The sequence below is a fragment of the Flavobacterium succinicans genome (assembly GCF_001662485.1).
Taxonomy (GTDB): domain Bacteria; phylum Bacteroidota; class Bacteroidia; order Flavobacteriales; family Flavobacteriaceae; genus Flavobacterium; species Flavobacterium succinicans_A.
Genome location: NZ_JMTM01000017.1, coordinates 151,051 through 173,277, shown reverse-complemented (window position 1 = coordinate 173,277; position 22,227 = coordinate 151,051). Strand labels below are relative to the sequence as shown.

Here is a 22,227-nt window from a genome sequence, read left to right as displayed (position 1 = left end):
TTTTTTTATTTGACGTAACTACACCTTATTTTACTCAATAATCACAGATTTCATATTCATAAATTCTTTGATTCCTATTTCGGATAATTCTCTTCCGTAACCAGATTTTTTGATTCCTCCAAAAGGAATTCTAGAATCCGAACGCACTAGCGAATTCACAAAAACATTACCTGCTTCTACGGTTCTCGCTAATGTATAAGCTTTTTCCCTGTCTTCTGTCCAAATGGCAGCTGCCAAACCATATCGATGATTATTAGCAATCGCAATTGCATCATTTTCGTCTTTAGCCCTAATAATTGTAGCCAATGGTCCAAAAGTTTCTTCCTGAAAAGCAATATTATTTGCATCCACAAAATCAATTAGTGTGGGCTGAAAATTGCAATGCTCTCGTTCTCCTCCCACCACTATTTTGGCACCTTGCTTTAGAGAATGTTCCAATTGGTAACTCAATTTTTCAGCCAAATCAATTCTAGCTAAAGGTCCCATGTGAATGCCACTTTCTAATGGATTTCCTTGTTGTAGCGCACTTACTTTTTGAGCAAACAAAGCAGCAAATTCATCTGCAACTTTTTCAGTAACAATAAACCGTTTGGCGCAAATACAAGCCTGACCAGCATTTAACATTCTTGATTGAGTGGCTACCGTTGTGGCTTTTTCCAAATCGGCGTCATTCAAAACGATAAAAGCGTCTGATCCTCCTAATTCTAATACCGATTTTTTGATATGTTTTCCAGCTAATGCCGCTACTGAAGAACCTGCCATTTCACTACCTGTTAACGTAACTCCAGACACAATATCAGAAGCAATAACCCTTTCAACTTGTGGAATATCAATGTTTATTTGTTGAAATACGCCTTCTGGAAAACCAGCTTCCAAAAATGCTTTTTCGATGGCTTTGGCACAACCAATTACATTTGGAGCATGTTTCAATAAGGTGACATTCCCAGCCATAATTGCTGGAGCAGCATAACGCAATACTTGCCAGAAAGGGTAGTTCCAAGGCATAATCGCAAAAACAGCCCCAGAAGGATCATAAACGGACATGCTCTTGAAAGGCGTGTCATACCGCTCATCTCTCAACATTCTTTCAGCATTCTCGGCATAAAAATCACAATTCCCTGCAGATTTTTCTACCTCAGCGATTCCTTCGGCTAAAATTTTACCCATTTCATTGGTAATTAGCAAGCCCAATTCGTCTTTTTTGCTCCTTAATATATTGGCCAGCTTTTTCATTTTATCGGCTCTTTCTTGAAAAGACGTAGTCCGCCAGTGCTTGAAAGCCGATTCCGATAACTGCAGTTTTTGAGTCAATTGTGCATCAGTTACAACTTCATGCTCCGCAATAACTGCTTGTGTAAACGGATTTATAGATTTGAATATCATTTTATTTTTTTGTTTAAAGTTTAAAAGTTTAAAGTTGTCGAACTGAACACTAAAAACCGGCTACTGCCTATTTTCTAATACCATCCCACTAGATCCGTATCTAGGATATTGACTTGTTTTACATCGAGATAAAAATTGATACCATCCTAGTTCTCTATCTGTTCCTGATTTTTTATAGATGCCCCAAGGCATTTCGTTGAAGGTAGGATGATAAAAATTGACCCAGCCAATTCCAGCTCTAATTTTTGGCATTACCCGATGCACCCTTGTTACATCTTGCGTGAATAAGTCATACCCCAAACCATATTCTGTATCATTGGCTATTGCAATAGCCTCTTCTTCGGTAGAAAACTTTAATAATGCTACTACAGGGCCAAATATTTCTTCACTGGCGATTCGCATATTTGGAGTGACATCAGTAAAAATAGTTGGTTCAATAAAAAAAACCCTTTGCTATCATCTGTATTGCCTCCAAAGACTAATTTTACTTCCTCTTTTCCTATTTCGATGTAGGTTCTAATTTTGTAAAAATGAGCTTGAGAAACAACCGGTCCCATTGTGTTCTCGGCATCACTCCCGTCACCCACTTTTATTTTTTTGGCTCTAATTACAACACCACAATTATACCCTTCGCAATCCAAAATATTCAAAGCAACGCCATTTATCATCTTAAAAAAAATACTTAAAACCCAGAACCCGCATAAGATTTTGTAACGAAACTGCATTATTCTATAAATGCAAAAGCTCGCAGGCTATTTTTGAAGAAGAAATATTTTTGAATATAAAAACTGGAGTAAGTTCTTGCCTTTGAAGAAGAACAAGTATTTAGTTGTAATAGATTTCTAATGCAGAATCTGAGTTAAACAGCATTTCTTTGGATTTTTTACCACAGTTTGAAAATATACCGATTAGTATGATTAATGATACTATTATTTTTTTCATAGGGGTTGGTTTTTTGGTTAGTATATAATTTAAGCGTTTACAATTTGAACTAGACATAAAAAAAAGGCAAGTGATAATCTATTAATGATACTCACTCAATTTTGTTCTTGGATCTAATGGCCAATACATCAAAACTGAACAGTTACCACTCCTTGGATCGTCTAAATAATCAAATAACGGTTCTACCAAAATAAATCCGCATTTGGTTTGCGCTGTAACAGTTGGATCAATGATTTCTCCTTTTATGAGTTTGTCACAATATTCAGCGATGGTCATTTGGTCTTTCACTTTATCAAAACCAATTGGCATTCCAGCAGTCATTTGCCCCAAGCAACCCAATTCTTTTGCTACCTCTTGACGTGCATTATAGATTTGCTTCCCAATTCCTTTTCCTTGATAATCGGGGTGTACTGAAACGTCCAATCCATATAACCAATCTGCTTTTGGATCATGTGTTCCCAACCATAAATTATCCGATATTTCAAGAAAGGTATGATGTCCTTTGTGATAATTTTGCTGTAAAGTTGTAGTGGCAGCAATTACTCTATCACCATCTAAAACAATCATTTGACCTTCGGGAAAAATTTCCATGTGTCGCAAGTATTGTTCTTCTGTCATCAATTCTTCAGCTGACAATGTTGGAAAAACAATTTTTTGAAGTTCAGCTTCTTGTTTTGCGTATTCTGGTGTAGCTGTTTGTAAAATGTATTTACCTAAAATTTCTTTTTTCATAGCCCTCTAGCCCCAAAAGGGTGTTAAGATTAATACTAATTCTATTTTTTGTCTTTATGCACCGCCTAGAGGGCTAAAGACTACATATTCCCGTAACTTATCAATTTCATTTCCAAATATTCTTTCAATCCTTCAGCTCCTGATTCGTGACCAATGCCACTGCTTTTTATTCCAACAAAAGGCAATTCAGTGCCATGTGCCGCCCATTCGTTGATTCCAACCATTCCAAATTCTAGATTTTCGGCATAAAAATTTGCATTTTTAAGATGATTGGTAAAGACATAAGAGGCCAAACCATACTCTGTATCATTTGCCCATTCGATTACTTCTTCTTGGGTTTCAAAAGGAATTACAATCATTAAGGGACCAAACACTTCTGTTTTGATAAATGTTTGCGTTTGTTTTGCTTCGATTAAGGCCGGATGCACAAAAAAACCTTTCGCTGCTTTTTCTCCACCAATATGAATAATTGCTCCCTCACATTTTGCTCTTTCTAGCATCGCCAAAGAATGGTTTTGTTGGGTTTTATTAATCAGTGGCCCAACAAAATCAATTTCGCCACCATTGATTCCGGTTTGTAGTTTCGAAATATCTTCTTTTACAATGGCAACAAACTGATCGAAAATACTAGAATGCACATAAAAACGTTGTGGCGAAACACAAACTTGCCCACAATTTCTTAATTTGGCAACCAAAGCCTGATGCGCAATTACTTCTACATCAACATCTTTATCAATGATAACAGGGGCATTTCCTCCCAATTCCAGCGACAATTTGGTAGCTGTTTTTGAAGCACCGTCCATTAATATTTTTCCAACACGAGTGCTCCCAGTGAAACTTATTTTTTTCAACAAAGGGTTTTCAATCATTTCCGCACCCGAAGTGACAGGTTCGGTATTAATTAAATTAAACACTCCCTTTGGGATTCCTGCTTCATGCAAAGCTTTTGCAATATTAAAACTCGACAATGGAGTAAATTCGGAACCGCGCATTACAACGGTACAACCTGCTGCCAATGCTGCTGCTACAGCTCTTGCCGGATTATACGCAGGAAAATTCCAAGCCGTAATGACTCCAACAACACCCATCGGCTGATAGATTACCATCGAACGTTTGTCTATTCTACTCGAAGGAATAACCCTTCCGTAACTGCGTTTTCCTTCTTCTGCGTACCATTCAAAAAGGTTGGCTGAAACTTGCCATTCTCCCCTTGCCTCGAGCATGGGTTTTCCTGTTTCTAAAGCAGTTTCTTGGGCAAAAGCTTCAACATTTTCCCTCATATAATTGGCCGCTTTTTTTAGAAACTCGGCTCTATAATAAGGCGTTGTATTTTTCCATGTCTTGAAAGCACTATTGGCAGCAGCTATGGCCAAACGACAATCGGATGCATTACCAAAAGGAACCTTATCCAGAATTTCTTCAGTCGATGGACTTTGTAACTCCCATTTTGCGCCGTCTATTGCGTCGCACCAATCTCCATTTATATATTGTTTTCTCATCTCTATTTATTATAATTCTTTTACATTTCGTCCAAAATGCAATGAGGCGACTTCAAATCCAGCATTTAGATACAACCGATAAGCCTCTTTTCTTTGAAAACCTGAATCTAGGGACAAATGTTCATAATTATTTTCCTTAACAAATTGTTTAATAAAATCTAAAAGTTGACTTCCAAAGCCTTGATTTCTATAACTTGAATGAGTTACTAAATCATCAATATAAAGCGTTTTTCCGCTATGCAAAAAATTTAGCGTTCTAACTCCAGCAACTGCAAAAGCCATAGTGCTGTTGCCAATATAATACACCTGATACTCACCTGAACTGAGTTGAATTTTCAATAAATTGTGTAACTCAGCTTCAGTCCTATTCGTTCTTAATTCTAATAATGCTGGAATTAAAATAGCTATGTCAGAAAGCGAAGCCTGTTTAACGCCGCTCATGATATTATTTCTTTTATAGTTTGTTCTAAAATTTCTAATCCTCTTTGCAACACATCATCTTCAATAAACAAAGGGCTCAAAATTCTAATACAATTCCCGTAGGTTCCAGATGTAATGACAATTAATCCATTGGCCAAACATCTATCAACAATTGCTTTTGTGGCCACACCATCTGGAACTCCAGTTTTTGGATTGGTAAATTCTATAGCCAACATGGCTCCTAATCCACGAACATCAGTTATCGTTTCTGGATATAACGATTGTAAATATTTGAATTTATTATGCACGATTTCGCCAACTTTTTTACCTGCGGCATTGATATCGTTTTTTTGCATATAATTGATACTTGCCAAAGAAGCCACACAGCTTAGGGGACCTCCCAAATAGGTTCCTCCAATAAGTCCAGGTTTTATGGCATCCATAATTTCCTGTTTACCGATTACAGCACCAATCGGCATTCCGCCACCCATTGATTTTGCCCAAGTAGACAAATCTGGTGTTACCTCATAATGTTCATAAGCCGCCCATTTTCCGGTGCGCCCAAAACCTGATTGTACCTCATCAAAAATCAAGACAATATTATTTTCGGTACAAAACTTACGTAAATACTGCACGTATTTTTTGGAAGCCACCGTGAACCCACCTTCTCCTTGCACCAATTCTAAAATAATTGCTGCCGTTTGACTGATAGAAACTGTTGATGAAAAAGTTTTATGCAACTTCATAATCATCAAATCATCAAACTCATCTTGAGTCATTCTATTCTTCATGCTCGGTTTGTAGTAAGGGTATTCCAATCGATATACCTCGGGGGCATAAGGTCCTGCTCCTTCTTTGTATTTCACATTGGATGTCAACGTCATTGCCATCATGGTGCGTCCATGAAAAGATCCATCATAACAAATAACTCCTGATTTTCCGGTTACCGCTCGCGCAATTTTGATAGCATTCTCTACTGATTCCGCTCCAGATAATGTAAGCATTGCTTTGGTAGCTTCTCCGTGAGGAAGTAGTTCACATAATTTTTCAGTCAAATCCAAATATTGCTCGTAAACCGAAACATTAAAGGAAGCATGAATAAATTTTTCGGCTTGTTTTTGAATGGCTTCAATAATTTCTGGAACGCCATGTCCTACATTATTCACACCGATTCCTCCTGCAAAATCAATCAATTCTCTACCGTCTGCATCAATAATTATGGCACCTTTGGCCGACTGAATACTCGATGGATTAAAAATACCCAAAGCGTTTGGTACACTTTTCTTTCTTCTTTCGTATAATTTATCTGTATTATTCATTTTGTTTGCTTGATAATTTTGCTAATTCTAAATCAGGTTGTGCAAATTTGTATATTTTCATATACATGTTGGTTTTGGTATCAAAAACACCTTCCAAAACATGAATTTTATCACCAATTAATTCATTCAAATGTTCCATACCTCGGCACATTACATTCGCTTCAATATCGAAATCACCAGAAACAGAGGCTAAAAAACTAATCTCAGGTAATTTAGCTAATTGTTCAAAAATAGAATTCATAAAGGTTTTGGGTTTGACAGAAATCAAAATACTCGCATAGGCATTAAATCCAATTTTGTTGGGATCAATTCTACCAATAATTTTTAATGTCCCATCTTCTACCAAATTGATATAACGGTGTCTTATGGTACTTACTGCAACATTAATTTCCTTTGAAATTTCAGTAAATGACATTCGGCCATCTTTTTGTAATAATGTCAAAATCTGAAAATCCAATTCGTCGTCTAATACACTCATTTTAAAGTAATTTTTGTAAATTTTTAATAATAACCCAAAAGTAATTAATTTATTTACAATAAAAATCAATTTTTTGGTTTTATTTTCAAAAACAAAATTATTTTTTGTGTATCAATTTCCCAGAAACCCATGTCTCTAGTGTTTCAACATCAGAAACATCTTCTAACTCGAAAGGGTTTTTATTTAAAATAATAAAATCAGCAAATTTGCCCACCGTTAAGCTTCCTTTTACATTCTCCAAATTATCTGCAACAGCACTCCCTTGCGTATAGGCATATAATGCTTGTTGCAAAGTAATTTTCTGGTTTTTGCCAATGACTGAACCATCCGCTGCTTTTCGGGTAATCGCTGTTTCAATATTTACCCAAGGATTTATTTGCTTTACCACTGGCCCATCGGTAGATAATGCCAAATTTATTCCGTTATCCAAAACGGTTTTGCATGGATACACCACCTCTAATAATTCATCGGTCAACGTATTTTTGAAATTATTGGCCAACTCATAAATAAATATGGGTTGCATGGCAGCGGTCATATTCATTCGTTTGAAATCATTTATATTATCTTGGGATAAAAAACCAACATGTTCAATTCTGTGTCTTAAAGTAGGATCAATTTCGAACAAATCACTGTACACTTTCAATGTCAAATCTATTGCTTGATGACCGATGGCATGCGTTGCGACAGAGAAACCCTTATCGACCGCTTCTTTGGCCGTATCATAAAACTTATCATAATCCAATCGCAATACACCTTTGTAACCATCCGTATTTTTATAAGGAACATTCAGAGCAGCCGTAGCCGAACTCAAGCCGCCATCCGAAAAGAACTTTACGGTTTTTATTTGTAAAAATTCTGATTCATATCGTTCAGGTAACACTTGAATTTCATCACTTCCATCTGGAATTCGAAGCGGAAACACATTCATTCTCACTTTCAGCAAACCTGCTGCATCCAATTGTATATAGGCTGCAAGTAGTTCTTCGTTGGCCGCAGGATCTGTAGCACTTGTAATTCCAAGACTTAACAAATAATCATGCGCTTCGAGAATCATATTTTTATACTCCTCGAAAGTAAAAGGCGGAATATGATTCATAATTAACCCCAACGCTCTTTCGGTGAAAATTCCCTGTAAACTGCCGTCTTGATTTTTGCGAATTTCACCTCCAAAAGGAACTTCGGTAGCTTCACTCACTCCCGAAATTTCTATTGCTTTGGAATTGGCAATCCCAATATGAGCACAGGTTCTTATTACAAAAACGGGTCTATCTGTAATTACTTCATCCAAATCTTCCTTAGTTGGCAATCTTTTTTCTTCGAGTACCATTTCATTAATACCACGAGCCATAATCCATTCTGAATTTGGATTTTTAGCAGCAAAATCTTTTAGTTTTTGTTTGAATTCTACTATAGATTTTATGCCTCGAACATCCAACATATAGGTACGAAGATGTCCAATTTTCCAAACATGAATATGGGCGTCGTTGAGTCCTGGAATAATTACTTTTCCTTGAAAATCAATTTCTTCTTTAAAGGAACCAAATTGATTTCTAAGTTCGGTTGCTGTACCAATGGCTTCAATTTTTCCCAAATCATTTATTACCATAGCATCTGCCTTAGCCAAAGCATCATCCATAGTAATAATTACGGCGTTATGTATAATCCTCACCCCCGACCCCTCTCCAAAGAAGAGGGGAGCAGAAAAGTCAGTATTTTTATTTAAATTTTTCACGAGTTAAAAAAATTGGTTCTACCCTGAATGGTGTGGGTTTTACTATTTTAAATTGTTTTATTCTAACACAAGCAACTTCTATTTTTGAACCATTTAAGGCATTTAAGGTCATTTAAGTTTGATAAACATACCCATCTTATTTCTTACACAACTCTTACTATCCCTACTACAACGAATTAATAGACCTACATTTAATATAGGTAATGATACATTTTTTGTAATCATATATGAACTTACACACCTTATATGGTTCTTTTTTTTCTTGTGTATTTACCCACACAGTTGAGGGTAGAACCAAAAAAAATTAATTCAATATTGCTAGTTCCCCCTTCGGGGGTTAGGGGGCTTATCTTTCGTTCAACACCTCCTGAATTGCTTCTTCGATTACATCAAGACCTTCATGCAATTGTTCATCTGTAATTACAATTGGAGGTAAGAAACGAATACAGTTGGTATACAATCCTGCTCTAATTAAAATCAAACCATTGGATACGGACTTTTTGATAACCGCCATTGCAAAATCCATATCGGGTTCTTTGGTTGTTCTGTCTTTTACAAATTCTACTACAAGCATAGCTCCAAGTCCACGAACTTCGCCAACCACACTAAATTTTTCCTTCATGGCGTTGATTCTATCGGTAATAATTTTACCCACATGTGTCGCACGATCCAAAAATTCTGGCTTGATAATTTCTTTTACTGTTGCTAATGCTCCAACAACAGCAATTGGACTTCCGCTGTACGTTCCACCAATTCCTCCTAAGTGTGGGGCGTCCATAATTTCGGCTTTTCCAGTAATGGCAGATATTGGCAATCCTGAACCTATTGATTTTGCCATAGTAACAATATCTGGAATTACTCCAGAATGCTCAATAGAAAGGAATTTTCCTGTTCTACCTGCTCCAGCTTGAACTTCATCAGCAATAAAAACAATTCCGTGGTCATCACACACTTTTCTGATTTTTTCTAAGAAACGTTTTGGTACAGGAATAAATCCGCCTTCCCCTTGAACAGGTTCAATGATGATAGCTGCAACAGCAGACGGATCAACATGAGAAATTAAATTTTGATCAAAACGTTCGATACAAAAATCAATATACTCCTCTTCTGTCATGCTATTCGGTCTTCTATACACATTTGGAGAGTGAAAACGATAAATATCTTGAGCATAGCTTCCAAAACCTTTTTTGAATAAACCATATTTACTCGTCAAGCTTAACGTTAACATTGTACGACCGTGATAAGCTCCTTCGAAACAAATTACTGCTGGTCTTTTGGTATAATATCTTGCAATTGCTACAGCGTTTTCTACCGCCTCAGAACCTGAATTTGCCAACAAAGTCTTTTTTGGAAAATCACCTGGCGTTATTTTATTCAACAATTCGGCAAATTCCAAATAAGGTTCAAAAGTTGTAACAAGAGCACCTGGATGAATGTATTTATCGAGTTGATCTTTCACCGCATCAATTACCACTTGCGGTCTGTGACCTAAATTTACCATTCCGATTCCTCCTGCAAAATCAATCAATTGATTCCCATCAACATCCCATACTAAAGCTCCTTCAGCCTTTTCAACTACCACTTCGGTAGATTTGCCTAGACCAGCTGGTAAAGCTGCGGCTCTTCTTGCTAATATTACTTTGCTTTTTGGACCAGGGATTTCTGATACTTTTTTAATTTGAGTTCTCATTGTATTGTATTGTATTTTATTTTTTCTTTTTTTTTTATTCTTTTATTTCTACAGATAAAAATTTTCATCAACTGGTTTATACATCAAAATACTGCCAAAACCCGATTCAGCATCATTAATGTAATTGTATAAAGGCCGAATCCACCGGAAACCTGCACTACGTTGTGGCGTAATGGTAGGATCTATTATTTCGTCGTTCATCACTCTTTTACAATATTCTTCAATAGTCATTTGGTCTTTTACTTTGCCATAACCAATTGTCATTCCAGCAATTATTTGTCCTTTCAAACCTAAGGCTGCACATATTTCATTTCTAGCTTTGTACATCTCTTTTGAAAGACCTAACCCTCTATATTCTGGCAAAACTCCCATATCTATTCCGTACATCCATTCTCCATCAGGAATTTGTACATTCGTAATCCATAAATTATCGGTCTCTTCTAAAAAAGTACTATCGTGTTCTGGAAAATTACATCGAAATGAACTTGCAGAAGCCACAATGATTCCGTCCTTTTCTACTACGATTTGGCCCTCTGGAAAGACCTTAATATGATTTGCAAAATGATTTCTAACTAATATTTCAGATTCATGCAAAGTAGGATAGCATTTTGATTGCACATATTCCATTTGAATAGCATCTTCTGGAGTTGCATTTCGAGTCACAAATTCATTATGTAAAACATTTTTCAAAACCATACTACTTCATTTATAAAACAAATCCTGCGATAAGATACAACACCGCCGAAGTTCCAAATATTATCAATTGATAGGGAAATTGAGAGATACCGTGTTGCATCATGTTTACTTTACAAGATTGTGCTGTTAATACTCTATTATCTGAGAAGAAACATGCAGCAGCTCCCCAAACTGTTCCAGAGGCCAATGCACCTTGAACCAACCAAAAATTAGCGCCTAAAGTATGCGATAACAAAGCTGTTGTTGGAACCAAAATTGCATAAATACCCCAGTTAGATCCAGTTGCCCAACAAATCCAAGCGACTAAAGTAAAGACAATAACAGGCAATGTGGGGCCATTCAACCATACAATTCCTTGCAATTTTTCGACAACAAATTCATTGAAACCTAATGCATTTTGTACATCTTTCAATAAATAAGTAAAACCTAAAACAGTCAATACAAAAGTGATTGTCTCTAAACCCAAAACAAAATGTTTAGATATTTTATTGAATTTAATGACTTTGAAAAGTAAAAAATATAAATAGGTAAAAACAACAGCTGTAACAATACCACGCAAAGCATCTATACTTCCGAAAATGTATTCTGTTGAAAATTCAAAACTTCCCCAATAATCCATATCAAATGGATAAGGAAATACCGTACACCAGATTAAAACAAAAATGGGTAATATAAAATAGATTAATCTACCTTGTTTTGCATTTGGCTTTGTAACTTTAATGGTTTCAGAACCAATTGGTTTAACATTTGCTTCAGCTTCTCTAATTCCTTTAGAATCTGGTATTAATTGAAAAACAATCAAGGCACCAACCATCAATGAAATCCAAGCTGAAAAATTATAAGGAATTGTCCCCATAAATGCTTGAATAGGATTAGTTATAGCTACTCCTGCCCCATCTAAGACGCCGCCATCAATAGCGACAATTTGTGTACCGTAAAAAATTGTCCATGTCGAAATAGGAAAAATAATAGTAAAAGGTACGCAAACCATGGTCAATACCAAAGCTAATTTTTCTCTAGAAACCCCAAATTTATCGGTAATAGGTCTCATCGTATTTCCAACAGACAGTGCGCTTAAATAATCATCAAGAAAAAAGAAAAAACTCAAAAAATAAGTCATTATTAAAGATTGCTTTTTGTTTTTTACGTGATTCTCAGAATACCTACCAACAGCTTTGATTCCTCCCGAAGCACTTAGCAATTGAACAAATGCACCATATAAAATACAGACTAATATCACCCATATTAGTCCCTGATCATGTGCGTCTCTAGCAATTGATGTAAACATGCCATCAAACATATTCAATGGAAAAATCATTCCTTTTCCTTCTGGAAAATAGGTCTCTGATCCTCCATGTTGAGCTAATAATGCAAATCCGATAGCGCACCCTATAATTAAAGGCTCTAATGCTTTACGAGTGATCATAGCTACACCTAGTACTGTAAATGCTGGAACAAGAGCATGCCAATGAATAAAATAAAAAAGAATAGCCAGTAATAACAAGGCTACACCAATAATAACGGATATTGATTTCATAAACTTAATGGATTTAGTTTGGTTTTTGGATTTAGTTAATTCATCAATTTAAAGTGGTTATTCTTTAAATCAACAACCTATATATAGTGGCTTATTTCTAACCAATCATTAGTTGTAAATAATTCAATATGTATACGATTATTTTGTAAATCTAACAATATTTTAATTACTCACAAAAATATTTATTGTTTTTTTACAGAATATTGTATATTTGAAAAAATTTAAAAGTCAAAATTATGTCATTTAACGAAGTAAAAAACTTTATAAACGGGGAGTTTACCCCAGGTAGTTCTACAAAAAAACATGCTGTTATTTCCCCTTTGGACGGTAAGGAATTAACTACTTTCAATGAGTCTACTATGGAGGATTTAAATAAAATTATCATAGCAGCTCAAATTGCACAAAAAGAATGGCAAAAAGTCACTTTAAAAGAAAGAGCTCAAATTTTCTATAAATACAAACAATTATTAGAAAAGAACAGTGAAGAATTAACAGAAATTATATACAGAGAAAACGGAAAAATACATAGTGAAGCCAAAGCAGAAATAGATAAAGCAATCGAGTTAACAGAATTTGCTTGCTCATTACCACAGTTCGTAAATGGTGAAAACATGGAGGTAAGCAAAGGCGTATTTTGTTCTTCAACAAAAGTACCATTAGGAATTGTTGCTTCTATTGTTCCTTTTAATTTTCCAACTATGGTACCTCATTGGACTATTGTAAATGCTATTGTTCTTGGTAATGCTTTCATTTTAAAACCTTCTGAAGCTGTGCCTATAAGTAGTCAATATACGGCCAAATTATTAAAAGAAGCTGGACTTCCCGATGGTTTATTCAATATCATCAATGGAACTCAAGCTACTGTTGAAAACATTTGTGATCACCCAGGAATTCAAGCAGTTACTTTTGTTGGCTCTACAAAAGTAGCCAAGATTGTCTATCAAAGAGCAAGCCATAATTTGAAACAAGTATTAGCGCTTGGTGGAGCAAAAAACCACATCCTTTTGTTACCAGATGCACATCCAGAAATGGCTTCGTCTAATATCGTGGCCTCTATGAGTGGCTGTGCAGGACAAAGATGTATGGCTGCCGCGACTTTACTTGCAGTTGGAAATTGCGATGCTGTCCTTGATAAATTAATTGATGATGCACAAAAAATTCAATGTGGTACAACTTTAGGAGCAGTTATTTCTAAAGAAGCCAAAGACAGAATTGAAGCCTATATCACTGAAGCGGAACAACAAGGTGCCAAAATCATTTTAGACGGACGCAATACTATTGTTCCTGGAAAAGAAAATGGATTTTATGTCGGTCCTACAATAATAGATCATGCCTCAGCCTATATGAAAATTGCAAGAGAAGAAATTTTTGGACCTGTACTAGCTATCGTTCGTGTAGACACCATTGACGAAGCATTAGCAATCGAGAATGCAAATCCTTATGGTAATGCTTGTTCTGTATTTACACAAAGCGGAGGTTTAGCCAATTATGTAACTGAGAATGCTTCAGCTGGAATGTGTGGAGTAAATATTGGAGTCCCTGTTCCAAGAGAGCCTTTTGGTTTTGGAGGATGGAATGAATCTCGATTTGGTTCTGGCGATATCACTGGAAAAAGTGCGATTGGCTTTTTTACAAAAGAGAAAAAAACTACCACCAAATGGAATCCTGAAGCCGGAATTAACTGGATGAGCTAAGATGGATTCACCTAACCCTAAATTTGCCCTAGATTTCAATTAAGTAAGAGTAATAAAAATGCTACTAATGATTCATTTAGAACAGTTACTCCTTTTATTTTTATTCACTGTAACCAAAAATAATCCAAACAATTAGTCGATTTACATCAGATTTTCGACACTAAATTTTAACCACTATTAATACAAACCAATTTTAAAGATGCTTACTAAAGAACAAATCATAAATGACAGTAAACAATATAGTTTATTTTCATGGTCAGCGCAAAGCAACCTCAACCCACTAGCCATAGAAAAAGCAAATGGTGTTTACTTATACGATTACGATGGAAACAAAATAATTGATTTTTCATCAGGCTTAATGTCAGTAAATATAGGTCATGGAGACCAAAGAATTACTGAGGCAGTCGTTGAACAAATGCAAAAAGTAAGTTTTGTAACACCAAGTTGTACAACCGAAGTGAGAGCTAAACTAGCCAAAAAATTAGCAAGTATTTGTCCAGGAAATCTCAACAAAGCATTTTTTACTTTATGCGGGACTTCCTCTGTAGACAATGCCATTAAGCTCGCTCGATTATATACTGGTCGACATAAAATTATTGGAAGGTATCGCGCTTTTCACGGCGGATCAATTGGTGGCATGTCTGTAGGTGGCGACCCACGAAAACTGGCAAATGATACGCAGCAAATGCCAAACACTGTATTACTAGATGACCCCTATTACTTCTTCGGAATGAAAGAGTTAGATGAAGCCACAAAACTACAACTTAGCTTAGAATATGTTGAACGTATCATCCATTTTGAAGGAAAAACCAACATTGCAGCCTTTATTTTTGAAGGAGAAAGTGGATCATCAGGATGCTTACATTATCCAAAAGGATACTTAAAGGGCATCAAATCGTTATGTGAAAAATATGGTATTTTATTCATTGCAGACGAAGTAATGTCAGGTTTTGGAAGAACAGGAAAATGGTTCGGATTTGAAAATCATGATATAATTCCAGACATGGTATGTATGGCAAAAGGACTGACTTCATCTTATCTTCCTTTAGGTTGTCTGATGGTTTCGGACACCATTGCAGAAAAATTCGATGCTACCCCAATGATGATTGGCTTAACGTATAATGCTCATCCTGTAGCATTAGCGGCTGCCTTAGCTGTTATCAATATTTATGAAGAAGATAAACTTATTGAAAATACCATAAAAAAAGGTGCTTATTTAGAACAAAAAATAAACGAACTCAGAGCCAAACATCCTAGCATGGGCAATTTTAGAAACACAGGATTACTGGGGTGCTTGGATATTTTAAAAAATAAAAAAACTGGGGAATTAATTGCGCCCTATAATGCCAGCGGCGAAGATCTGAAAGTAACCAATTTAATTGCAGGAAAATTAAGAGCATTAGGCTTATATACTTTTGTTCGTTGGGGTTATATTTTCATCGCACCACCATTATGTATTACGGAAGAAGAAATAGATGAAGGATTAGCGATAATTTCTGAGGCCTTATCCATTGCAGATACGCATTTAGAAGCATAAACGGAAGCATCATGAAGATAAAACTATACTTATTTATAAGGGTAGTGTTTAATTTCACCAACACAAATTGTGCGCTTTTTTTTGCAAAAAGTACAATTTGTGTTTTCTTTTTTAAGGCCAAAATTAAAGATTTTTTTTACTTCATTCTAAGTAAATAAACTCAAGCAAAATAAATAACAAAATTGGCCTGATATTTTCCACAACCAATTCTATATTAATCAATTACAACTTCTTGTATTGAGTTTTTCTTAAAATAAATCTTAAAGGTCGATCCCACATGCAATGTACTCTCTACTTCAATTTTACCACCCATATTTTCGATTTGATTTTTGGTTAAATACAATCCTACTCCACGTGCATCAGTATTTTTATGAAAAGTTTTATACAAGCCAAAAATAGAATCTTTATATTTATCCAAATCAATACCTAAACCATTATCTTTTATACTTAAAATAATAAAATCGTCATTTTCATCTGAAGTGAAAATAATTTTAGGCACTTTTTTTTGGTCGGAATATTTAATAGCATTAGTAACAATATTCAATAAAATACTTTCTAAATAAGCAGGCAAACAATTTATAGTTATACTACAATGAATATAATTTAGTACAACAATGTCCTTTTGTTTTATAGAATCATGTAAAACATCTAAAACTTTATTGATGTATAGATTTAGATTCAATTGCTCAATCTCTTTGTCTTTTACAGTGTGAATATTGACCAACTCATTCAAATTCTCTATAGTTGAAAATAATTCATCTGACACGATTTGAATATTATTCAAGGTATCGGAATCTGAAAGCAATTCTTCATTATGCAAATCCAATAAAGATTTTATATTTCCGCTATGGGTACGTAAATTATGAGATACAATATGTGCAAAATTGAGTAACTTATTGTTTTGAGTGTTTAAAATTTCAAGCATTTTAGCCAATTCCAACTCTTTCTCCTTTTGATCTGAGATATCAGTATGCGTACCTACGATTCGTAACGGTTTTCCATCGGTATCTCTCTCTATAACTTTACCTCGGTCCAAAATCCATTTATAACGTCCATTACACAAAACCCTGTGACACGTTTCGTAGAAAGGAATTTTATTTTCAAAATGAAGGTTTATATTACCATAATATTCCCCGCGATCATCAGGATGAACACGTTCGTCCCATTCTTCAGGAGTGGCCACTAAATCAGATTCTGTCAGTTCTAAAATTTTCATGGATTCTGAGGAATAATATACTTTTCCCGTAACTAAGTCCCAATCCCACACGCCTCTATCCGATGCTTGTACAGCAAAATGATAACGCTCATCCGCAAGACGCATTCTAATCTCTTGCTCTTTCATATCAGTAATATCAGAGATTAAACCATAAAAAACAATCTCGCCCATGTCATTTTTCTTTGGCGTAGCATCAATCCGAATCCATTTATATCCACTATCAGGTAATAACAATCTAAACTCTATATCCCAAACTTCTACATTGGTTATCGCCTGCTCATAAGACGAGATAAACCCCTTTAAATCTGGTTCATAGATAGTATAATTAGACAATCTATAGGAATCTTCTATAAACTCATTTAATGAAAATTCATTAAAAAAATCAATCGGTTTACTAAGAAAATCGAATGCAATCTGTCGTTCAGCATTGACTCGAATTTGAAAAATAATATTAGGAAGTTGTTTGATTAAACTTTCGTATAGTTTATTTAAATCTTCTGGGCTTCGACTTTTTGCAAATATCATTGGTTATGCTTCTTTCATTGGGATAAAAATACTAAAAGTTTTAACAAAACTTATATTTAGCAATAATATAGTTAAAAAAACTCACCCTCTACGTTCTTCATTTCGTGGGTGGTAAGAGTGCATCACATGCTTCAAGAAGGAGCGATCCAAGTGCACATAAATCTCAGTAGTTGTAATGGATTCGTGTCCTAACATTAATTGTATAGAACGGAGATCAGCTCCATTCTCAAGCAGATGAGTAGCAAATGAATGCCTAAAGGTGTGCGGACTAATTTTTTTATTGAGCTCAATTAAGTCAGCCAGCCTATTAATAATGGTAAAAATCATCGCTCTGGTTAATTGTCTGCCGCGTCTATTTAAAAACAAAGTGTCTTCAAATCCCTTTTGGATAGGCAAATGAATTCGAATAGTTTCCTTATAAATAGTGATATATTTTTGTGCTATTTTGCCAATGGGTACAAAACGATCTTTATTGCCTTTGCCATGAATTTTAATAAAACCTTCTTCAAAAAAAAGATCAGAAATTTTCAATCCAACCAATTCAGAGACACGAAGACCACAACCGTATAAAGTTTCGAGCATGGCACGATTGCGTTCACCTTCGTTCGAACTTAAATCAATAGCTAAAATTAAGTCATCAATTTCATCAACCGATAAAGTATCAGGTAATTTTCTTCCCAATCTAGGAGATTCTATCAACTCCATTGGATTGTCTACTCGGTAGTCTTCAAAAATCAAATATGAAAAAAAACTTTTCAACCCCGAAATTATTCTGGCTTGTGAGCGCGGATTTACTTCTTTGGATACAGCGTAGATAAAAAATTGAACCGTTTCATCGGTGACAGTAATGGGAGATTCTGGAATTCTTTGTTCTGCCAAAAACAAACAAAGCCGTTCAATATCCAAAGTATAATTCGCAATCGTATTGGCTGACAAACCTCTTTCGATTCTTAAATAAGATTGAAACTGCTTGATGTAATTACTCCAACTCATACTACAAAGAAAGGCAATTTTAGGGCATAAAAAACCTCCTTTTTAGGGGAGGTTAATATAGTAAAACAAAAGAATTACAATTTAAACGCAACGCCAAGATTTAAAGATGATAATGTACCATTATTAGAAATTCCTTTGTATCCTAAAAACAATTCTGTTTTACCAAAAGAATAACCAACTTTAGGTTGATACAAGAATCCACCTTCACTACCACTAGGTGCAACACCAATTGCATATCCTAAATCTAATCCTAAGAAAAATTTATCCGATAGCGAATATTGAGCTGTTCCATAAACTGGAATAAATCCTGCATCTTCAATATCAAAATTAGCTATGCCTAAATCTATTGATTTCCCCAAATAGTGAGCATAACCAGCCCCAAAACCAGCTTCAAACTTTTCAGAAACTTTCCATGTGTAAGCTACGTCAACGCCTAAATTTAAAGAATATGAATCTTTAATATCACCTAATGGTAATCCTAAATTAGCTCCAACTTTAAAACCTCCATCTTGTGCATTAGCAAATGCAAAACCAAATACTGCTATAGCAGTTAACATAATTTTTTTCATATTTGTTTAGTTTTATAAATTTGAAGCGAAACTAATGATTCTAAAGAAGATAAAAAAAGTCATAGTAAGTCAAAGCTTAATAAAAAAATATTTAGAAATAAATAAAATAAAACCAACATAACCTATAAAAAACTTATTATTAACTAATTACAAAAAACATTACTCACTAAAAACTGGTATTTTTTATAAAACATAAAAAAAAATAATCTTAACAAGATAAATAGTAATAATTTGCTTTAAATAATTCTAAAAATGATAATGAATCCTAAATAATTACGCATAAAAAAACCTCCAAAATGGAGGTTTTAATATAATAATTACTTACTATTTACTCCATTTTCCTCCACCAAGGTAGAAGCCTAAATGAATACCAACATAAGAATTTTTTGCAGTTACATCAGAATTATTGATTTTGCTTTTAGGTACGATGTTATACTCAACACCCATTCTAAATTTGCCTAACTCAAAACCAGCTCTAACTAATCCACCAAATTTTGATTTTGAATCAAGATCTGCACTTCCAGTCATTCCATCAACATCAAATTCAGCATTTGAAAGAGAATAGATTCCCGCTCCAGCACCTACATAAGGAACAAAACTAGAACCAGTAAAGTAATAATCGTAAGTACCTACATACGATGCACTAGTTCCAATTTTTGCTTCAAGTGACTCGCCATCACCGCTAAATTCTTTAGCCATAGCAGCACCAGCTATACGCAAACCAACATTCATATTATCTGCAATGTTATATTTAGGCTCGATAGCAAATAATACTCCTCCACCACCAGATGGAATTGCATAACCTAAATCTAATCCTACTCTAAATTTTCCTTTTTCTTGCGCATTAGCAAATGTGAAAGCAAATACTGCTAAACCAGTTAAAATAATTTTTTTCATTTTTGTTTGTTTTTAATAATATTTTGACCGAAATTACTTATTCAAAATGAAATAAAAAAAATGTTAAGAAAAACAAAAACTCAATAAACCCAATTAAAAGTTGTTTTTTAAAAACAAACAAACAAAATAGCAAGGTTGTAATTAGATGATTACAAAAAAATTACTCACTAAAAACTGGTATTTTTTATAAAACATAAATAAAAATTATTTTAATAAGATAAATAATACTAATTTATTTTAAAAAAGGCTAAAATTTATAATGAATCTTAAATAATTACACATAAAAAAACCTTCCGTAAACGGAAGGTTTAAAAAATTGAATCTAAAATTCTAAATTAGAATTTATAATTAAGACCTAAAGTAACTACTGTCCACTCACCGCCTATTAATCCAAAAGTATTAGTTTTCGGAGCTCCTTTTCCTCCATTATCATTTGATTTGTAAGAAAGTGCACCTACACCACATTCTAGAGCAAAGTTAGGAGACAGAAAAACGTTAAATCCGGCCCCTAGAGTGGCTTCAAATTGTTTTGCTTTCGTATCATTTAATTTATTTTTCACTCCAGAAAAATCAACGCCTAAATTAGCAAATAAAGAGAATTTAGAAGCTGGTGTGAAATAGTATCTTCCGAAAACACCCCCTGTAAAAACAGAATTATCTAAAGTTTTAGTTTTAACAGAGCCGATTTTAGTTTCTTTTTTTTCAGAACCAAATTCAATTTTTGCTCCAACTGCAATATTATCAGTTACAAAAAAAGCAAGTTTTGGAGCGAATGCAAACTTACTATCTTTAAGATCTCCAGTTTTAGCAGAAGACAATCCAATAGAACCCGTTGCAAATACATCCCCTTTAGAAAACCCAGCGATAGAATTTTCATTTTTTTCTTGAGCATTAGCAAATGTGAAAGCAAATACTGCCAAAGCAGTTACAATAATTTTTTTCATTTTTTTGTTTGTTTTTATTAAGTTATTTGGCAAAACTAATAAAAAAAAAGAGTTAAAAAAAACCAAAAAACCTCTTAAAAAACTTATTACCAAACGTTTACATAAACCTAACTAATTAAAATAAGGTATTAATTACAAAACAATTAAAAGAATCCTATTTTAACAAGTTAAATCAACATTTTGACTTTGGAAAGCATTTAAAAATGTTGTTATTTCGCAGCACAAAACAATCTTGTTATTCGCTTTGTTTTATAAAATACAATATTTAAAAATGAAAAGAGTTTAACATTATAATCAATCACTAAAAAAAAGAAAATGAAAAAAATCATTCTTATTGCCGCTTTTGCTTTATTTGGAACACTAACAACTCAAGCTCAATTATTACATTTAGGAGCTAAAGTAGGGATCAATTATGCAAATCTTACTGGTTCTGACATTACAGTTAACACAGAAAATTACAAATCTGATGCTATTACTGGATATCATATTGGTGTATTAGCCGAAGTAAAATTGACCGAAAAATTTAGTGTTCAACCTGAATTATTGTATTCTACGCAAGGAGCTAGTTACAAAAATGCAATTAAAGAAATCAAAAATGAATTAGGTTATTTATCAATTCCTGTAATGGCAAAAATCTATTTAAACAATACGTTTAGTTTAGAATTAGGCCCACAAGCTTCTTTCCTTTTAAGCGAGAAAGACAATGTAAACCTAAAAGATTCCAAAACTTTTGACTTTGCCGTTGCTGGAGGTTTAGGAGTTAAAATCACCAAAAGTCTCTTTATTCAAGGGCGTTATGGTTTGGGATTAACCGAGGTTTCTACCAGCGCAAAAGCAAAAAATTCTGTGGTACAAGTTTCTGCAGGATTTATGTTTTAATAAATAATAAAAACAACTTCAAAACCGTACTATTATTTAGTGCGGTTTTTTTATTTTTACCAAAAACAACTATCATGCAAATTGCTATAATTAACGGGCCAAATCTTAACCTACTAGGAAAACGCGAGCCTGAAGTGTACGGAAGTGAAACTTTCGAAGATTATTTTGAAAGTTTAAAAGCTAAATTTCCACACATTCAGTTTTCTTATTTTCAAAGCAATATCGAAGGCGAGTTGATCGATAAAATTCAAGAATTTGGATTTACCTATAACGGAATCATTCTTAACGCTGGTGCTTATACCCATACCTCGATTGGCATTGGCGACGCTGTAAAAGCTGTTACTTCACCAGTCATAGAAGTACATATTTCCAATACTTTTTCAAGAGAAAGTTTTAGACATCAATCCTATATTTCAGGAAATGCTAAAGGAGTCATTCTAGGATTCGGGTTAAAAAGTTACGAACTCGCCATTCAGTCTTTAATATAATCTTATGAAATTTAACATAATAAATTAACAAGTTTTTATGATGTAAGTTTTTTCATC

Annotated in this window: 21 protein-coding genes; 4 read left to right on the top strand and 17 right to left on the bottom strand. The window is 34.2% G+C overall.

From position 1 onward, the window contains the following. Positions 1-30: 30 nt before the first annotated feature. From FLB_RS02955 to FLB_RS02900, 12 genes are all read right to left on the bottom strand, one after another. Positions 31-1,383 carry an NAD-dependent succinate-semialdehyde dehydrogenase gene (locus tag FLB_RS02955; RefSeq protein WP_064714470.1) on the bottom strand — a complete coding sequence of 451 codons (1,353 nt, stop codon included), beginning with the start codon at positions 1,381-1,383 and terminating at the stop codon, positions 31-33. A 60-nt stretch (positions 1,384-1,443) separates the two neighbouring features. Continuing rightward, the gene (locus FLB_RS14320) at positions 1,444-1,785 is read right to left on the bottom strand and encodes an aldehyde dehydrogenase family protein (RefSeq protein ID WP_064714469.1); all 342 of its coding nucleotides are present in this window, start codon (positions 1,783-1,785) and stop codon (positions 1,444-1,446) included. Beyond that, positions 1,749-2,051: an aldehyde dehydrogenase family protein gene (locus tag FLB_RS14535; protein WP_197488927.1), complete on the bottom strand. Its 303-nt coding sequence runs from the start codon at positions 2,049-2,051 to the stop codon at positions 1,749-1,751. Before FLB_RS14535 ends, FLB_RS14320 begins: the two co-directional genes overlap by 37 nt. 355 nt (positions 2,052-2,406) lie before the next feature. Next, positions 2,407-3,057: a GNAT family N-acetyltransferase gene (locus tag FLB_RS02940; protein ID WP_064714467.1), complete on the bottom strand. Its 651-nt coding sequence runs from the start codon at positions 3,055-3,057 to the stop codon at positions 2,407-2,409. A gap of 80 nt (positions 3,058-3,137) precedes the next feature. Next, positions 3,138-4,556: an aldehyde dehydrogenase family protein gene (locus FLB_RS02935; protein WP_064714466.1), complete on the bottom strand. Its 1,419-nt coding sequence runs from the start codon at positions 4,554-4,556 to the stop codon at positions 3,138-3,140. A 9-nt stretch (positions 4,557-4,565) separates the two neighbouring features. Continuing rightward, positions 4,566-4,997, bottom strand: coding sequence for a GNAT family N-acetyltransferase (locus FLB_RS02930; protein ID WP_064714465.1), 432 nt, complete (start codon positions 4,995-4,997; stop codon positions 4,566-4,568). Beyond that, entirely contained in the window at positions 4,994-6,295 is a 1,302-nt protein-coding gene (locus FLB_RS02925) for an aspartate aminotransferase family protein (RefSeq protein ID WP_064714464.1), read from the bottom strand. Before FLB_RS02925 ends, FLB_RS02930 begins: the two co-directional genes overlap by 4 nt. Further along, a complete protein-coding gene (locus tag FLB_RS02920; protein ID WP_064714862.1) occupies positions 6,288-6,773 on the bottom strand; it encodes an Lrp/AsnC family transcriptional regulator in 486 nt (161 codons plus the stop codon). Before FLB_RS02920 ends, FLB_RS02925 begins: the two co-directional genes overlap by 8 nt. Before the next feature lie 97 nt (positions 6,774-6,870). Then, entirely contained in the window at positions 6,871-8,505 is a 1,635-nt protein-coding gene (locus tag FLB_RS02915; RefSeq protein ID WP_064714463.1) for an amidohydrolase, read from the bottom strand. Positions 8,506-8,851: 346 nt separating this feature from the next. Then, a complete protein-coding gene (locus FLB_RS02910) occupies positions 8,852-10,195 on the bottom strand; it encodes an aspartate aminotransferase family protein (RefSeq protein ID WP_064714462.1) in 1,344 nt (447 codons plus the stop codon). 48 nt (positions 10,196-10,243) lie between these two features. Continuing rightward, positions 10,244-10,891: a GNAT family N-acetyltransferase gene (locus tag FLB_RS02905; RefSeq protein WP_064714461.1), complete on the bottom strand. Its 648-nt coding sequence runs from the start codon at positions 10,889-10,891 to the stop codon at positions 10,244-10,246. A gap of 10 nt (positions 10,892-10,901) precedes the next feature. Then, complete coding sequence (locus FLB_RS02900; RefSeq protein WP_064714460.1) at positions 10,902-12,428, bottom strand: Na+/H+ antiporter NhaC family protein; 1,527 nt, start codon at positions 12,426-12,428, stop codon at positions 10,902-10,904. A 236-nt stretch (positions 12,429-12,664) separates the two neighbouring features. Here FLB_RS02900 and mmsA point away from each other — a divergent pair, with 236 nt between their 5' ends. Further along, positions 12,665-14,122 (top strand): CoA-acylating methylmalonate-semialdehyde dehydrogenase, encoded by a 1,458-nt coding sequence (mmsA, locus tag FLB_RS02895; protein ID WP_064714459.1) that lies wholly within the window; start codon positions 12,665-12,667, stop codon positions 14,120-14,122. A gap of 199 nt (positions 14,123-14,321) precedes the next feature. Continuing rightward, positions 14,322-15,659, top strand: coding sequence for an aminotransferase class III-fold pyridoxal phosphate-dependent enzyme (locus FLB_RS02890; RefSeq protein ID WP_064714458.1), 1,338 nt, complete (start codon positions 14,322-14,324; stop codon positions 15,657-15,659). A 214-nt stretch (positions 15,660-15,873) separates the two neighbouring features. Here FLB_RS02890 and FLB_RS02885 read toward each other — a convergent pair whose 3' ends face one another. The 5 genes from FLB_RS02885 to FLB_RS02865 form a co-directional block, all read right to left on the bottom strand. Then, on the bottom strand, positions 15,874-17,400 hold the full coding sequence (locus FLB_RS02885) for a PAS domain-containing sensor histidine kinase (RefSeq protein WP_064714457.1): 1,527 nt from the start codon (positions 17,398-17,400) through the stop codon (positions 15,874-15,876). 81 nt (positions 17,401-17,481) lie between these two features. Beyond that, complete coding sequence (locus FLB_RS02880; RefSeq protein WP_064714456.1) at positions 17,482-18,393, bottom strand: site-specific tyrosine recombinase; 912 nt, start codon at positions 18,391-18,393, stop codon at positions 17,482-17,484. Positions 18,394-18,467: 74 nt separating this feature from the next. Continuing rightward, entirely contained in the window at positions 18,468-18,962 is a 495-nt protein-coding gene (locus FLB_RS02875) for a hypothetical protein (protein ID WP_064714455.1), read from the bottom strand. Between the two features lie 324 nt (positions 18,963-19,286). Continuing rightward, positions 19,287-19,859, bottom strand: a complete 573-nt coding sequence (locus FLB_RS02870; protein WP_064714454.1) for an outer membrane beta-barrel protein — start codon at positions 19,857-19,859, stop codon at positions 19,287-19,289. A gap of 335 nt (positions 19,860-20,194) precedes the next feature. Then, a complete protein-coding gene (locus tag FLB_RS02865; RefSeq protein WP_064714453.1) occupies positions 20,195-20,803 on the bottom strand; it encodes an outer membrane beta-barrel protein in 609 nt (202 codons plus the stop codon). Positions 20,804-21,118: 315 nt separating this feature from the next. Here FLB_RS02865 and FLB_RS02860 point away from each other — a divergent pair, with 315 nt between their 5' ends. Together FLB_RS02860 and aroQ are read left to right on the top strand one after the other, a co-directional pair. Next, positions 21,119-21,682, top strand: a complete 564-nt coding sequence (locus tag FLB_RS02860) for a porin family protein (RefSeq protein WP_064714452.1) — start codon at positions 21,119-21,121, stop codon at positions 21,680-21,682. 74 nt (positions 21,683-21,756) lie between these two features. Next, the gene (aroQ, locus tag FLB_RS02855) at positions 21,757-22,170 is read left to right on the top strand and encodes a type II 3-dehydroquinate dehydratase (protein WP_064714451.1); all 414 of its coding nucleotides are present in this window, start codon (positions 21,757-21,759) and stop codon (positions 22,168-22,170) included. Positions 22,171-22,227: the final 57 nt, after the last annotated feature.

What these genes read in the sequence shown, in the direction of transcription:
- FLB_RS02955 (WP_064714470.1), bottom strand. Translation starts at nt 1,383, where the DNA reads ATGATATTCAAATCTATAAATCCGTTTACACAAGCAGTTATTGCGGAG.
- FLB_RS14320 (WP_064714469.1), bottom strand. Translation starts at nt 1,785, where the DNA reads ATGCGAATCGCCAGTGAAGAAATATTTGGCCCTGTAGTAGCATTATTA.
- FLB_RS14535 (WP_197488927.1), bottom strand. Translation starts at nt 2,051, where the DNA reads ATGATAAATGGCGTTGCTTTGAATATTTTGGATTGCGAAGGGTATAAT.
- FLB_RS02940 (WP_064714467.1), bottom strand. Translation starts at nt 3,057, where the DNA reads ATGAAAAAAGAAATTTTAGGTAAATACATTTTACAAACAGCTACACCA.
- FLB_RS02935 (WP_064714466.1), bottom strand. Translation starts at nt 4,556, where the DNA reads ATGAGAAAACAATATATAAATGGAGATTGGTGCGACGCAATAGACGGC.
- FLB_RS02930 (WP_064714465.1), bottom strand. Translation starts at nt 4,997, where the DNA reads ATGAGCGGCGTTAAACAGGCTTCGCTTTCTGACATAGCTATTTTAATT.
- FLB_RS02925 (WP_064714464.1), bottom strand. Translation starts at nt 6,295, where the DNA reads ATGAATAATACAGATAAATTATACGAAAGAAGAAAGAAAAGTGTACCA.
- FLB_RS02920 (WP_064714862.1), bottom strand. Translation starts at nt 6,773, where the DNA reads ATGAGTGTATTAGACGACGAATTGGATTTTCAGATTTTGACATTATTA.
- FLB_RS02910 (WP_064714462.1), bottom strand. Translation starts at nt 10,195, where the DNA reads ATGAGAACTCAAATTAAAAAAGTATCAGAAATCCCTGGTCCAAAAAGC.
- FLB_RS02905 (WP_064714461.1), bottom strand. Translation starts at nt 10,891, where the DNA reads ATGGTTTTGAAAAATGTTTTACATAATGAATTTGTGACTCGAAATGCA.
- FLB_RS02900 (WP_064714460.1), bottom strand. Translation starts at nt 12,428, where the DNA reads ATGAAATCAATATCCGTTATTATTGGTGTAGCCTTGTTATTACTGGCT.
- mmsA (WP_064714459.1), top strand. Translation starts at nt 12,665, where the DNA reads ATGTCATTTAACGAAGTAAAAAACTTTATAAACGGGGAGTTTACCCCA.
- FLB_RS02890 (WP_064714458.1), top strand. Translation starts at nt 14,322, where the DNA reads ATGCTTACTAAAGAACAAATCATAAATGACAGTAAACAATATAGTTTA.
- FLB_RS02885 (WP_064714457.1), bottom strand. Translation starts at nt 17,400, where the DNA reads ATGATATTTGCAAAAAGTCGAAGCCCAGAAGATTTAAATAAACTATAC.
- FLB_RS02880 (WP_064714456.1), bottom strand. Translation starts at nt 18,393, where the DNA reads ATGAGTTGGAGTAATTACATCAAGCAGTTTCAATCTTATTTAAGAATC.
- FLB_RS02875 (WP_064714455.1), bottom strand. Translation starts at nt 18,962, where the DNA reads ATGAAAAAAATTATGTTAACTGCTATAGCAGTATTTGGTTTTGCATTT.
- FLB_RS02870 (WP_064714454.1), bottom strand. Translation starts at nt 19,859, where the DNA reads ATGAAAAAAATTATTTTAACTGGTTTAGCAGTATTTGCTTTCACATTT.
- FLB_RS02865 (WP_064714453.1), bottom strand. Translation starts at nt 20,803, where the DNA reads ATGAAAAAAATTATTGTAACTGCTTTGGCAGTATTTGCTTTCACATTT.
- FLB_RS02860 (WP_064714452.1), top strand. Translation starts at nt 21,119, where the DNA reads ATGAAAAAAATCATTCTTATTGCCGCTTTTGCTTTATTTGGAACACTA.
- aroQ (WP_064714451.1), top strand. Translation starts at nt 21,757, where the DNA reads ATGCAAATTGCTATAATTAACGGGCCAAATCTTAACCTACTAGGAAAA.